Raw genomic sequence first — 13,977 nt, forward strand, 5'->3', positions numbered from 1 at the left:
CCATGCCGTCCGGCGAGGACATGGTGCTCAATGAGGACGTGGCAGTGATCCTCGACTGGGAGAAGGAGATCCCTCACGCGGTGCGGGTGCCGGATTTCGAAGGCGTGCCGGCGGCGGTTTGATGCCGCCAGTGCGGGCAGCGGGACCTTCCCCCACCCCCTAACCCCCTCCCTCAAGGGGAGGGTGATGGAAAGGGTAGAAGCTATAAAAGGAAAAGAGCCTTAAAAAGGAAAAGGCCGCCCCCATTGCCGGGGCGGCCTTTTTTTATTCAAGATTTTTGTCCACAGTCCCCTTTCCCTCCGGAGAGCAACTGTGTGGGTGAGGGACGCAAGCCATGCGGTGCCGGCTCTCCCTTTCGTAGGAGCGCCCTTCCGGGCGCGAACCGCAGCAACGATGCCGCTCCCACGGCAAATCCCCCTGTCCCCCCTTTGACAAGGGGGGGACGCAACGTCCACCGACTTCCGCACAAGCACCTTTTCCGGTGTCCCCTTCCCGGAAGGACACGGTGCAAGTTCCCCCTCGCCCTCCGGGCCTGCGCGCTGAAGCGCTTCGGCGCGCAAGCGGGAGAGCAGGGGTGAGGGAAGCTTCCTCAAGCAGTAACCCGGTCCCAAGAGCTATGAAAAACGATCCCCGCATCTCCGTCCTCATGCCGGTCCGCAACGAGGAGCGCTACCTTCAGGCCGCCCTCGACTCCCTCTACCGCCAATCGCTCCCCGATTGGGAGCTCGTTGCCGTCGATGACGGTTCGACAGACTCGACCCCCGGGATACTTGGCGCCGCGGCGGCAAGAGACCGGCGGGTGCGGGTCATCCGGACCGAGGGAAACGGGCTGGTCCCGGCCTTGAACGCCGGGCTCGAAGCCTGCGGCGCACCTCTGCTGGCACGGATGGACGGTGATGATGTCTGCCATCCCCTGAGGCTTGAGAAGCAGGCGGCCTATCTCGACACGCACCCGGCGGTCGGGCTGGTTGCCGCCAGCTTCCGGCATTTCCCCCGCGCCACGCTCAAGCGCGGCATGATCGACTACGAAAGGTGGCAAAACGCCCTCGTCCATCACCCTTCCATCTCCCTTGACCTCTTCGTCGAGTCTCCTTTCGTCCATCCCGGGATCATGGCGCGGACCGGGATCGTGCGGGATGCCGGCGGTTATCGCGACCTGGGCTGGGCCGAGGACTACGATCTCTGGCTGCGGCTGGCCGCTTCCGGTACCCGTTTCGCTCGCCTTCCCGAGACGCTCTTCTTCTGGCGGGACCACCCCGAGCGCGAGACCAGGATGTCCAGCGCCTACTCCTCCGACGCCATGCGCCGCTGCAAGTTCCATCACTTGCGCGAAGGCTTCCTCAAAAACACGGACGACCTGGTCATGGCCGGTGCCGGTCGGGAGGCACGGGCCTGGCAGCGGCTGCTGGCGGTGGACGGCGTGCGGGTGTCTCACTGGCTGGATATCGACCCGCGTAAGATCGGGCGCATCCTGCACGGCGCCCCGGTGCTGCACTCACACGATTTCGAGCTCGGCGAGAGAAAAATGATAGTTGCCATCGGGCTGCGTGGAGCAAGGGACGCCTTTCGCGCCCTGGCCGGAAAGCGCGGCTGGCGGGAAGGGCTTGATTTCATCTGCGTCGCCTGACCCGGGGCGCAGACGGTGGCATACAAAGTGGTTTGAAGTTCCTTTTCGAGGCGTTATAGTGTACCCGAGCATCTCTGGGGATATGGTCAACGCCCGGGGATCCGGTTTCGGAATTGAGGCGGCTGTACGAAAAGCGTGGTGACAGGGAAGTTGAGGGATGACGGGTAGTCATGGCCGAAACCAGAGTCCTCATAGTGGTCAGCGATCCCGAAGCCGGGAAGGCATACGCCAAAGCGATCTCCGACACAGGGGCTGGATGTGACATAGCGTCTTCTTTTGTCGAGATGGCTGACATGGCAGTCGAGACCCCATACAACGGGTTGGTCATCGACATCCTGACACTGGTCCGCTGCTCGAAGGATCAAAAAGCCATCGCCTATGAGTGCATCAACCTTTTCCCGGTACTGCGCGTCAAATGGGACAAGAACAGGAAAAGGATCAATCTCAGCCCCCTGGAGCAGAGCTTCTCACCCAATCCCGATTCGGTACTACGGTTGTTCATCGAGACGAGGTGCCGGTCATTTACTGCGAGACGGATACGCAGGCAGAAAAGAAAGGCCATGAACCTCAACGTCCTTCTCTCCGCGGATTCTTCCTTCCCACCAGAACTGACCGTGAAAGCCTTCACTACCAACGTATCGACGGAGGGGGTGTTTCTCCACACCATGCGGCGGTTCGAGGAAGGACAGCCACTGTGGATCAGGTTCGTTGAGTTGCGGGACCAGACTCCCGTTCCGGCGATGGTAAGATGGTGGCTGGAGTGGGGTGTTTCCCGCAGTATTCCCGGTGTGGGGGTGATGTTGGGGGGGCTCTCTCCGGACCAGGAGCGAGAGTTCGGCGGTATTGTCAATTTCTGATCCCAGCAATGGTCTCACCAGCGGCAGGTTCTAAATGTGCACGTTGTTACTGGCCCTGAGGGCACACCCACGTTATCCGCTCGTTATGGCCGCCAACAGGGACGAATTCTACGACAGGCCCACCGCGCCGGCCGCATTGTGGGAGGACGCAGCGGTCTTCGGCGGGAGGGACCTGGTTCACGGGGGGACGTGGCTGGGGGTGACCGCCAACGGCCGGATCGCGGCCCTCACCAACTACCGCGAACCTCATGAAATGAGGCCTGACGCCCCATCCCGCGGACATCTCGTCAGTGGCTTTTTGAAAGAAGATCTCCCCGCTGAAGAGTACCTCGCCCGGCTGCGGGGGAGCGGGATAACCTACAGCAGTTACAACCTCGTAGTGGGCGGGATGGACCAGCTCTTCTGCTACTCCAACAAGAGTGACCAGATGATCCAGCTGCAACCCGGCATCCACGGTTTGAGCAACCACCTGCTCGACACACCCTGGCCCAAGGTGGCACGCGGCAAGTCCGCCCTGGCGCGGGTGCTGGAGCGGGAAGAGTTCACCTCCGAAGAGATCTTCGCACTTCTTGCGGATCAAACCAAGGCTCCCGATCATGAGCTCCCCAACACGGGGATAGCGCCTGAATGGGAACGCCTCCTTTCCTCCATCTTCATCACCAGCGAACGCTACGGCACCCGCTCCTCCACCATTCTCCTGGTCGACCAGGACCTGCAGGCTACCTTCATCGAGCGCAGCTTCGATCACGGCGGAAACGGCACGCATGACGTCAGTATCGCCTTGGACTGGTCGAGATAACGCTTCACGAGCGCCTGCCCAAGCGTAGGAGCGGCCTCCCGGCCGCGATCGCGCCTGGAAAGGCGCTCCTACCAAATTGCATCCTTATTTATCGTACTTTTTACGGGATCTGCCTTGAGGGGGGGAGAGCGCCGACGAGCAAGTGGAAGAGCTCTCTCACCCCGCCCCTCTCCGGGAGAGGGGCGGGTGAGAGCGTGTAGTGTGGGGGGGGGCTACTGGTACTGGATGTAGAGCGGCTTCGGGTGCAGCTTCAGCACGTCGGCGGGGGTGAGTAGCGGGTCCCCTTTCTTCGTGTCGTTATGGTAGAAGAGCTTGAACCCGGTCAACTGGACCGGTTCAGCCACGATGTAGTCCTTGTAGGAGTCGCGCTTGAGCCACGGTGCGCCCCATCCGTCCATGTTCATCACGATCTGCACCTCGGGGCGCAGCACGATGTTCTTGTAGTTAGTCACGCCGTTACGGGTGAAGCGGTGCACGATGAAGACCTTCGGGGGGATGTTGTATTTCTTAACCAGGTCCCTCAGATAGCCGGAGGCGTAGTTGATGTCGGCGGCGTCGTAGGTGCCGATCTTGGTCCCCGGTTTCTTCCCGCTCTTGATCAGGTTGAACTCCGGATCGATCCCGAGGTGGACGTCAGGGTTTTTCAGCAGCCACTCGAAGCGCGGCAGCAGGGTCCGGATGTTGTCGTGACCGGTCTGGATGTCGATGAAGAGGATGGCGCCCGATTCCTTGGCCCAGCTGTAGACCTGGTTGATGATGGCGTCCGGCATGACCATCCGGTAGAGCCCCGCCTTCCCCGGGTCGCCCTGGGCCACCACCGCGATCAGATGCAGCGCGGGCTGCACCGGGTGTGAAGGGTCCGCCGCCTCCCACCGCTTGGCCTCACGCTTCAGCCGCTGCAGCATTTCGGGCTTCGGGTATTCCCCGAGGGCGCCCATCCGCTTGGAGAGCGGGTTCCCGTAGTAGGCCACGATGCGCTTTTGGGGGAGTATGGAACCGGGCAGAGGGGTCGGGTACTTCACCGGCCAACCCTTGCGGGCCGCGTAATCGGGGTCTTCTCCCGACCGGTACTTCACATTCGGTTCAGCTGCCGCGGCTCCCTTTCCTTTGCCGCCCTTGCCACTCTTGACGCCCTTGCCGCCACCCGTGGCCGTGGCCGTGGTGTGACCGGTAAAGCCGCCGGGCGCAACCCCTTCTGCTGTCGCTGCCGGAGCGGTTGCGGCGCCCGGGGGTGCCGGAGTCGCGGCGGGAGCGGCGGCTGCCGGAGCGGGGGAGGGCTGCTGTGCCGAACTCGGCGCGCCCTGTGTCAAGGTCTCGGCGGAGGCCGTGCCGCGCTGCTGCGAGGCCTGCTTGTTGTCCTTGCAGCCCGAGAGCGCGAGGGGCAGGGCCAGGAGGGCTACGAGCAGAAACGTGATCGGCTCGTGACGGCGGATGGCGTGCGGATGCTTCACGTGTGACTCCTTCAGTGGGTATGCGTGCGTGAGGAGGCCTCGCTTGATCTACCGACAGCGGTGCTGTCTGAAGACCCCGCAGGGGCCGCGAAAGGCACGTTAATTAAATTTTCGCTATGCTGAGACGACCAGACTTATGTCGGGTGGAGCGAACCAGCAATGTTGCTGCCATGGGGAGGGAGCTGATTTCTGCGGTAATGTAACCTGTTTGGCCTCGCGGTGTCAACACAGTAGCTGTCGGAAGGAGGGTAGAAAAAGATTAAAAAAGATGGCCTTGATGGCGGCGGGGAGGGTGGCTCATTAAGATGATCGGGGCGAAGGTGGCCCTTGGGGTGGTGGTTGGCCCCGGCCGTGCCGAAGGTGTGCCCCTGGCATCCCGGGCCAGGAGACGGTTGCCGCTGTCACTACACTAATGAAGGAGCTTCCCTGCCAGATGCCCCCTGGTCGTCCCCCGGTCGGAGTGCCCTCTTTTTACCTCGATGCCATCTGCCGAAGGCCCGAAAATGGGGGGATCGAGTTTGCTAACTGCGCGGGGCTTGGTATAGTTTAATCGTTTTTTGCCCCCTTCTGTTTAATGGGAATCCACGACCTGCGGCAGCGGCAGGCATGATAGCGAGGCCCACCCTTGTGCGGAATTGCCGGCATAGTTAATGTCTCAGCCAAAGATGAGACCGCTCTTGACGAGATCAGGTCGATGATCTCGACCTTGCGGTATCGCGGTCCGGACGAGTCGGGTGTCTATCTCGATGAGGAGGTGGCCCTGGGGCACACCCGGCTCAGCATCATCGGCATAGACGGCGGCACCCAGCCCATCGGCAACGAGGACGGCCGCCTCTGGATCGTCTACAACGGCGAGGCCTTCAACTACATCGAGCTCAAAGACGACCTGATCAGGAAGGGGCACCGCTTCAGCACGGCGACCGATACCGAGGTACTGCTGCACCTCTATGAGGAGTACGGGACCGACTGCCTGGAGCGGATCAACGGCCAGTTCGCCCTGGCCATCTGGGACTCGGAGAAGAAGGAGCTCCTTCTGGCCCGGGACCGGGTGGGGATCCGCCCCCTTTACTACACCTGGTCGGGCGGCAGATTGATCTTCGCCTCCGAGGTCAAGGCCATCGCCGCTGTCGACGGACCGCGGGAACTGGACCTGGAGGCGCTCAGCCAGGTTTTCGTCTTCTGGAGCACCCTCCCCGGGAGAACCGTCTTCAAGGGCGTCCGCGAACTTCCCCCCGGACATTTCATGCGGGTCAGGGGGGGCGAGGCGGTGATCAAGCCCTACTGGCGGATACCCTTCCATCCCCCCGAGGCCCGCTGCCCCCTTTCCTTCTCCGAGGCCTCCGAGCAGCTGCGGGAGCTTTTGAGCGACGCGGTGCGGCTGAGGCTGCGGGCTGACGTGCCGGTGGGAGCCTACCTCAGCGGAGGACTTGATTCCTCGATCATCTCCATGCTGATCTACCGTCACTGCAGCAGCCACTTGAAGACCTTTTCCCTCGGCTTCGAGACCAGGGAATTCGACGAGTCCCCCTTCCAGAGAGAGCTGATCGAGTTCCTGCGCACCGACAACCGCCAAGTGATGATCGCCAACACCGAGATCAGGAGCCTCTTCCCGGAGACGGTTTGGCACTGCGAAAAGCCGGTCCTGCGCACCTCCCCGGTGCCGATGTTCGTCCTCTCCAGGCTGGTCCAGTCCGAGGGGTACAAGGTGGTTCTCTCCGGCGAAGGGGCCGACGAGATCCTGGGCGGCTACAACATCTACAAGGAGGCCAAGATCAGGGAGTACTGGGGGAGGCAGCCCGGTTCCGAGAGGCGCCCGCTCCTGCTCCAGAGGCTCTACCCCTACGTCTTCACCAATCCCGCCCGGGCCAAGCTCTTCCTGCAGGAGTTCTTCGCCGTAAGGCCCGAAGAGCTGAACGACCCGTTCTTCTCGCATAACGTCCGCTGGGATAGCGGCAGGAGGAATCTCGGCTTCCTCTCCGACGCATCCCTGGCCGCCCTCTCCGGCTACGATCCTACCGAGGAGCTGGCAGCGTGGCTTCCCGAGAACTTCGCCCGCCGCGACCTTCTCTCCAAGGCCCAGGTGCTGGAGATGGAGATCTTCCTCTCCAACTTCCTCCTCTCGTCACAGGGGGACCGGGTCGGCATGGCCCATTCCATCGAGATGCGCCATCCCTTCCTGGACTACAGGGTGATCGACTTCGCCTTCAGCCTGCCGGGGAAATGGAAGATCCGCGCCCTCGACGAGAAGCACCTCCTGAAGCACGCCTTCAGGGGGCTGATCCCGGAGAGCATCACCGGCCGCGCGAAGCAGCCCTACCGGGCCCCGATCCGGGAACTCTTCGTCCCCGGCGCCCCTGCCGACTACGTGGACGAGTTCCTCTCGGAAGAGCGGCTGCGGGAGACGGGGTACTTCAATGCTACCAAGGTGAGCCGCCTCTACGCCAAGTTCCGCAACTCGGGGGCCGAGTTCGCCAGCGAATTCCAGAACATGGCCCTGGTAGGGGCCCTTTCCACCCAGATTCTGCACCAGCAGTTCGTCAAGCCGGCCTCGCTACGTCCGCAATCACTGGTGACGCCGGACCGCATCGTCTACGGTCCCGGCCACAACGTGCGCCGCACCCCCAGCTAACCCCAGGCTGCCTCTTCACTCTTCCGTCAGCCTGACACGGAGCCCAGCTTATGGATCTCTCGCAGGTAGCGACAGTCCACGCTTTTTTGGAGGTCAACGCCGAGGTGCGCCCCGACAAGATCGCCTTCGTCCAGGACGAGGAGCGGGCCAGCTATGGCCGGATCAACCGGATGGCCAACCACCTCGCGCTCTGGCTGCTCGATCAGGGGGTAGTGCAGGGCGACCGCATCGTCTTGCTGCTCGAGAACAGCCTGGAGTACGTGGTCAGCTACTACGCCGTCCTCAAGGCGGGGGGCGTTGCCGTCCCGCTCAACAGCGACGCCAAGGCGGACGGGCTGGCCCCGGTCCTGGCGGAGCTTGGGCCCAGGGCGGTAATTGCCTCTTCCAGATCGGAACAGCTTCTCCGGGACCTCGATCCGGACTCGCTGGGGATTCCGCTCATGGTGATCAGCGCTCCCCTGAAGTCCCTGCGTCCCTCCTTCTGCAAGGTCGCCTGCTGGGAGGAAATCGTAGGGCCGGGGGAGGTTCCCGATCCCCGGGTCGCGATCGAGAGCTCGAGCCTCGCCAGCATCATCTACACCTCCGGCTCCACCGGAAAGCCCAAAGGGGTCATGCTCTCCCACCGGAACATCGTCACCAACACCCGCTCGATCGTGCAGTATCTGAAGCTGACCGACCAGGACATCCAGATGGTGGTGCTCCCCTTCTTCTACGTCATGGGGAAGTCCCTCCTGAACACCCACTTCTCGGTCGGCGGCACGGTCGTCATCAACAACAGCTTCGCCTATCCCGCCTCGGTCATCAAGCAGATGGCGGAGGAGAAGGTGACCGGGTTCTCGGGGGTGCCGGCCACCTACGCCTACCTGCTGCACCGCTCCCCGCTGGCCGCCTTCCGGGACAAGCTCGGCTCCCTCCGCTACTGCACCCAGGCGGGGGGGCACATGTCGCGCCAGATCAAGGAGAAGCTGATCGAGACCCTCCCTGTGCACACCCAGCTCTACGTCATGTACGGCGCCACCGAGGCCGCCGCCCGGCTGACCTACGTCGAGCCGGAGCGCCTGGCCGCGAAGATCGAGTCGATCGGCAGGCCGATCCCCGGCGTCACCGTCAGGGTGCTGGACGAGGAGGGGCGCGAGGTGCCGGTGGGGCAGTTGGGCGAGCTGGTGGCCTCCGGGGCCAACATCATGCAGGGCTACTGGATGGATGCCGCCGCCACGGCGCGCGCCCTCGACGCCAACGGCTACCATACCGGCGACATGGGGTACCAGGACGAGGACGGCTATCTCTATGTCACCGGCCGCAAGGACGACCTGCTCAAGGTCGGGGGGCACCGCGTCGATCCGCAGGAGGTCGAGGATGCCCTGATGGCTACCGGGCTCCTCCTGGAGGTGGCGGTGCTCGGGGTCGAGGACGACCTGCTGGGCAAGAAGCTGGTGGCGGTGGCGGTGCCGCTCAGCGGTGAGACCAGCGTCAGCAACATCCTGGCCCAGGCGGTCAACAAGCTGCCCCGGTACAAGCTTCCGGCCGAGCTCAGGCTGGCCAAGGCGCTCCCGAAGTACGCCAGCAGCAAGATTGACCGGGCCGGGTGCCTGGCAATCTTCAAGGGCGAGGGGGAGAAAAAGGAAGGGCTTCTCGAAGACCAGGGGAGCGGGAAAGGAAGGAGGTGAGCCCATGAGCGTTACAGCCGTCTTTTCAGCAGAGGTCCTTCTTTTGGACGCCGAGAAGGAAACCGCGAAGATCACCAGGAAGATCCGGGAGCTGATGCTGTCCAAGATGAAGCGGCGCGGCCTGGTGGTCGGCCTCTCCGGCGGTATCGACAGCAGCGTGACCGCGGCCCTGGCCGTCAAGGCCTTGGGGAAGGAAAGGGTGCTGGGGCTGGAGATGCCGGAGCGCCATTCCGCGGCGGAATCCCTGGAGCTGAGCGGCATGCTTGCCTCCTCGCTGGGGATTGAAACCGTCAAGGAGGACATCTCGGACATCCTGCAGGCGGTCGGCTTCTACCGCAGATACGATGAGGCCGTGAGGATGGTGGTCCCCGAGTACCGACAGGGGTGGAAGTCGAAGATCGTCATCTCCGGAATGACCGAGGGCGCGGGCTTCAACAGCTTCCACCTGGTGGCCCAGGGGCCGGACGGCACACTGGCCAGGAGGAGGCTCCCTTTTACCCCCTATCTCGAGATCGTGGCCGCCACCAACTTCAAGCAGCGCATCCGCAAGATGCTGGAATACTACCACGCAGACCGGCTCCACTTCGCCGTGGCCGGCACGCCAAACCGGCTCGAATACGACCAGGGCTTCTTCGTGAAGTTGGGCGACGGCGCGGCAGACATAAAGCCGATAGCGCATCTCTACAAGTCGCAGGTCTATCAGCTCGCCGAGTACCTGGGGGTGCCGGAGGAAATAAGGAGACGGAAGCCGACCACCGACACCTACTCGCTGGCGCAGGGACAGGACGAGTTCTTCTTCGCGCTCCCCTACGACAAGATGGATCTGTGTCTCTTCGCCAAAAACAACGGCGTCGCGGCGGGGCGTGTCGCCGGCGCTCTCGGGTTCAAGCCGGAACAGGTCGAGAAGGTCTTCATGGACATCGACGCCAAGCGCACCACCACCCGTTACCTGCACCTGCCGCCGCAACTGGTGGAAGAGATCAGCTGGAGCGAAGGGAAATAACCAAGAGGCAGGATCAAGGAGGTCCGCAATGAGCTTGCAACAGGAGATCAGGCAGTTCGTGGTGGATAATTTTCTCTTCGGCGAGGACACCGGACTGGAGGACGACAGTTCCTTTCTCAAGGAGGGGATCGTGGATTCCACCGGGATAATGCAGCTGGTCGCCTTCATCCAGGAACAGTACCGCATCCCGGTGGAAGATGAGGAACTGACACCTGAAAACCTCGACTCCATCCGCAGGGTTTCGGCCTTCATCGAGGGGAAGAGGCGGGGGGCGTCCTAGCGGGATGTCCGCCGGTACGGAGAAGCCATGAGAAGCGAGATGCTGAAAAGGGTGCTGGGAAAGATGGCCATGATCGCCCCCGGTGGCTACACCTTCAGGCCCTGGCTGCATAGGAAAAGGGGGGTGCAGATAGGAGAGAACGTCTGGATCAGCCAGTACGTCTATATTGACGAGATTCATCCGGAAAACATCGTCATCAAGGACAACGTCACCATCGGCCTCGGGTGCACCATCTTCGCCCATTTCTATCTCGGTGACCGGTGCACCGAGGGGGAGAGCGGCCGCGTGGTGATAGAAAAAGATGCCTTCATCGGCCCCAACTGCACCATCCTCAACGGCGTAACCATCGGCGAAGGTTCCGTGGTCGTCGCCGGCAGTGTCGTGACCAAGAACGTTCCGCCCCGGGTGCTGTACGGCCCTCCCCCCTCGGCCCCCCTGGCCAGGATCACCCAGCCGCTGACCAGCGACGGACAGGTCCAGTACGACAGGTTCCTGTTCGGGCTGAAGAAGATCGACCCGTCTGCATTAAAGGGAGTTGGCGCGGGCGTCGCCGCTGCGAGCTCCTCTCCTGTGGCAGGAGGCAGCGGTGCTGAGGCGAGCGTCCCCCCTCCCGTCAAGGGAGGGGGCTCTGAGGCAACGGGCTAGTCGTCGTAGGTCTTTTTCAGCAGGTGAATCAGCACGGCGATCAGCAGCACGCAGGCGACCGCTATCGCCCCTGCCACCTTCCGCTCGGCCCGTGCATCCTCGATCACCTTCAGTTGCTGGCTGATCTTCCCCAATTCCCCGTTGATCTGGGTCGATTCGGCCCTCACCCGGTCCACATTGACGTCATGGAACAGGGTATGGAAGCGGTTCCGTACCGCGAAGAGTCCCTTCGCCATGTTCTCCGTATCGACACCTACTCCCTGCAACTCGGTGATCCTGCGATCGATCCCCACGATGTAGCCTTCGGTCTGTTGCATGGCGCCCTTGATGATCCGGGCACGTTCGAAGCTGTGGCAGCGGCTGCAGGTCTTCTCGTTGATGAGGTTCAGTGAGGCCTTGTAGACGCCGTGGTTGCCGTGGCAGGTGACGCAGGTGGGGCCGCCCTTGCCAAGTGCCCTGCCGTGAGCGCTGGAGAGGTAGTCCTTCATGACCCCGACATGGCAGCGCCCGCAGAAGGCGGGGATCTTCTCCTCCTTGGGGGCTCCCATAAAACCGCGCGCCGGGCTCATGGCGTCGGCTGCACTCTTGGGGTCGCCACCGTGGCAGCTGTTGCAGGAGATGCCGTTGTCGGCATGGATGCTCTTGCGCCAGAGATTGACAGGCGCCCCCAGCCGGTCGGGAAGGGCCGCGTGGCACTGGATGCAGACGGTCTCCGGCTGCACGGTGTCCGCCAGGGCAGGCTGCTGGATCAGTGCCAGAGTGGCAAGGAGGGCAAGGATTCCTTTAATCGCTGTCCGGATCATGAGTAGTGCCCCCATATGGTAAGCCCGATCCAAAGGAGTATCCCGGCAATCACCAGGGTCAGGAATACCGGCCGCCTGAGGGGGTGCCTCTCGTGCGAGCGGTCAATGAAGGGTAATAGCGCCAGGAATGTCCCGGCCGCGGCCTGGAGCACGATGCCCAGGAGTTCGCTGGGGAAGATCTTGAGGGTCTGGTAGTTGGCCAGGAAGTACCACTCCGGCTTGATGTGTGACGGTGTCTTGAACGGATCGGCGGCCACGAAGGAGTCCGGCGTGAACAGGAGGTGAGGTCCGAAGAAGACCAGCCCCAGGAAGATGGCGAAAAAGATTGATATCGAGGTCAGATCCACCAGGAGGTAGTTGGGAAAGAAGGGGATTCCTCCCGGGTGGCTCTGGTAGCGGTAGATCTCTCCGGGCCAAGGTTTGGTCGGCTCGGTGCTGCCGAAGGGTGGGGCGGAGATGCCGGTGCGCTTCAGTATGAAGAGGTGCAGGCCGATCAGCAGGGCGATCACCACCGGGATCACCGAGACGTGCAGCGCAAAGAAACGCCCCAGCGTCGCCGGGCCCACCAGCTTGCCTCCGCGCATGAACTCCACCATGAAGGGGCCGACGAGCGGAATGGCGCTGAAGCTGTTGGTGGCTACCGTGGTGGCCCAGAAGGAGAGCTGGCTCCAGGGGAGGAGGTAGCCGGTCAGCGAGATGGCCTCCACCAGTGCGAAGGTGGTGAAGCCGGTGAGCCAGTTCAATTCGCGGGGACTCTTGTAGCTCCCCATCATCAGGGTGGAAAGCATGTGCAGAATGAGAACCGCCACCATCAGGTTCGATCCGACCGAGTGGCAAAGCCTTATCAACCACCCGAAGGGGAGGTCGTTCATGATGAAGGTCACGCTCTTGAAGGCCTTTTCCGCGTCGGGGACGTAGTAGACCAGCAGCAACATCCCCGTTATCACCTGCAACGTGAAGATGACCAGCAGGATGCTCCCCAGCGAGTACCACTCGTTGATGTTCCGGGGGAGGAGATATCCCGTAAGCTCCTTATGCACGATCTCCTGCATCCCTACGCGCAGGTCGATCCAGTTGTAAACCCGTTTGTACCAGGGCATGGCGCCTCCATGGAAAGCTTGCTATCCGACGGTTATCTTCCCCTCGGCCACCGCGATCGGCAGTTTGGCCAGCGGCCTGGGAGGTGGTCCGGCCAGCACCGCCCCGTCAGGCGAATAGCGCCCGGCGTGGCAGGGACAGAGGAAATCCTGCTGGTCCTTCTCCCACTGCACGATACAGCCGAGATGGGTGCAGACGGCGGAGAGGGCGATGACCTGGCCGGCTTTGGTCTTCACCAGGACGGCGGAGGAACCGGCATACTGGAAGAACTTGGCCTCACCCTCGGGGAGGTCGGTGGCGGCGAATACGACCTTTTCCGCGCCGGAGCTCCCTTCCCGAGGGGCGAGGTAGCGAAAGATCGGATAGGCGACGGCAGCCGCGGCTGCCACCGTGGCCCCGGCGAGGCAGACCCCGAGGAATTTTCTCCTGCTGTCGTTATCCATAGATCCTCCCGGGTATTGTCTCTAGGTTCGGCTCAAGTATACTGGTTGTCCCAGTGATTTCAAGGGTTAAAGCTGTTTTGGATCTGGCAGGACTGGATTGCGCGCCCTGTCACCCCCGCTTCATCTGTATCAGCGGTTTTCTATGACAGTGGGTGAGCCGTGGCTATGACATCACGGAGGGGGCGATAGCTCTTTACTGGCAGCTTTAATTTCTGTATCCTGACCCGCCTTTGAGCAAACAGACACTCGACACAGCGACGAGAGGCAAAGACAGGGTGGACGGTGCGCTCCCCTCGCTCAGGGTGAAACGGATCTTGGTGCTGAGGTTGTCGGCCGCATCCGTGATCAACAAAAAACCTGACTAGTACCAATCTTCCGCCAGCTCCCAAAACTGTCATTCCCGAAGCGTTTCTGATCGGGAATCCAGCTCCTAAACGACGTGAAATCTGGATCCCCGATAAGGGCATTCGGGGATGACAATCTCATGGCGGAAGATTAGCGCTAATTAGTATAAAAATGAAAACCCGTTCGTGCCGAGCTTGTCGAAGCACGCATTTTCCATGAAGTTGTGAAAGAAGAGGCAGCGGCCTCTGGCATGGCGACATGCTCTCCCCCGCTGCCGATGCCAATCCCGAGACAGGAGACCTAGATGGAAACGTATTACGATCCCAAGGA

At 62.2% G+C, this 13,977-nt stretch carries 12 protein-coding genes; 8 read left to right on the forward strand and 4 right to left on the reverse strand.

The window, feature by feature from the left end; genetic code table 11:
- Nucleotides 1-616: 616 nt before the first annotated feature.
- From AC11W3_RS19075 to AC11W3_RS19085, 3 genes are all read left to right on the forward strand, one after another.
- The gene (locus AC11W3_RS19075) at nucleotides 617-1,627 is read left to right on the forward strand and encodes a glycosyltransferase (RefSeq protein WP_484088698.1); all 1,011 of its coding nucleotides are present in this window, start codon (nucleotides 617-619) and stop codon (nucleotides 1,625-1,627) included.
- Nucleotides 1,628-1,797: 170 nt separating this feature from the next.
- Nucleotides 1,798-2,484, forward strand: coding sequence for a PilZ domain-containing protein (locus AC11W3_RS19080; RefSeq protein WP_484088699.1), 687 nt, complete (start codon nucleotides 1,798-1,800; stop codon nucleotides 2,482-2,484).
- A gap of 34 nt (nucleotides 2,485-2,518) precedes the next feature.
- A complete protein-coding gene (locus tag AC11W3_RS19085) occupies nucleotides 2,519-3,283 on the forward strand; it encodes an NRDE family protein (RefSeq protein ID WP_484088700.1) in 765 nt (254 codons plus the stop codon).
- A gap of 212 nt (nucleotides 3,284-3,495) precedes the next feature.
- Here the strand turns inward: AC11W3_RS19085 and AC11W3_RS19090 are convergent, their stop codons facing one another.
- Nucleotides 3,496-4,734, reverse strand: coding sequence for a hypothetical protein (locus AC11W3_RS19090; protein ID WP_484088701.1), 1,239 nt, complete (start codon nucleotides 4,732-4,734; stop codon nucleotides 3,496-3,498).
- A 625-nt stretch (nucleotides 4,735-5,359) separates the two neighbouring features.
- Here AC11W3_RS19090 and asnB point away from each other — a divergent pair.
- The 5 genes from asnB to AC11W3_RS19115 are packed head-to-tail and all read left to right on the forward strand — an operon-like array spanning nucleotide 5,360 to nucleotide 10,958.
- Nucleotides 5,360-7,363 (forward strand): asparagine synthase (glutamine-hydrolyzing), encoded by a 2,004-nt coding sequence (gene asnB / locus AC11W3_RS19095; protein ID WP_484088702.1) that lies wholly within the window; start codon nucleotides 5,360-5,362, stop codon nucleotides 7,361-7,363.
- Nucleotides 7,364-7,413: 50 nt separating this feature from the next.
- On the forward strand, nucleotides 7,414-9,030 hold the full coding sequence (locus tag AC11W3_RS19100) for a class I adenylate-forming enzyme family protein (protein WP_484093555.1): 1,617 nt from the start codon (nucleotides 7,414-7,416) through the stop codon (nucleotides 9,028-9,030).
- Nucleotides 9,031-9,034: 4 nt separating this feature from the next.
- Entirely contained in the window at nucleotides 9,035-10,033 is a 999-nt protein-coding gene (gene nadE / locus AC11W3_RS19105; protein WP_484088704.1) for an NAD(+) synthase, read from the forward strand.
- Between the two features lie 28 nt (nucleotides 10,034-10,061).
- Complete coding sequence (locus AC11W3_RS19110; RefSeq protein WP_484088705.1) at nucleotides 10,062-10,313, forward strand: acyl carrier protein; 252 nt, start codon at nucleotides 10,062-10,064, stop codon at nucleotides 10,311-10,313.
- Nucleotides 10,314-10,340: 27 nt separating this feature from the next.
- The gene (locus AC11W3_RS19115) at nucleotides 10,341-10,958 is read left to right on the forward strand and encodes an acyltransferase (protein WP_484088706.1); all 618 of its coding nucleotides are present in this window, start codon (nucleotides 10,341-10,343) and stop codon (nucleotides 10,956-10,958) included.
- Here AC11W3_RS19115 and AC11W3_RS19120 read toward each other — a convergent pair.
- Genes AC11W3_RS19120 through AC11W3_RS19130 form a run of 3 tightly spaced genes read right to left on the reverse strand, consistent with a single transcriptional unit; the run spans nucleotide 10,955 to nucleotide 13,302 of the window.
- Complete coding sequence (locus tag AC11W3_RS19120; protein ID WP_484088707.1) at nucleotides 10,955-11,761, reverse strand: multiheme c-type cytochrome; 807 nt, start codon at nucleotides 11,759-11,761, stop codon at nucleotides 10,955-10,957. The genes AC11W3_RS19115 and AC11W3_RS19120 overlap by 4 nt on opposite strands.
- Nucleotides 11,758-12,861: a cytochrome b gene (locus AC11W3_RS19125; RefSeq protein ID WP_484088708.1), complete on the reverse strand. Its 1,104-nt coding sequence runs from the start codon at nucleotides 12,859-12,861 to the stop codon at nucleotides 11,758-11,760. The genes AC11W3_RS19120 and AC11W3_RS19125 overlap by 4 nt, the downstream gene beginning before the upstream one ends.
- 21 nt (nucleotides 12,862-12,882) lie before the next feature.
- Nucleotides 12,883-13,302 (reverse strand): QcrA and Rieske domain-containing protein, encoded by a 420-nt coding sequence (locus AC11W3_RS19130; RefSeq protein ID WP_484088709.1) that lies wholly within the window; start codon nucleotides 13,300-13,302, stop codon nucleotides 12,883-12,885.
- Between the last annotated feature and the right edge of the window lie 675 nt (nucleotides 13,303-13,977).

The sequence above is a fragment of the Geomonas sp. genome, from assembly GCF_056994735.1.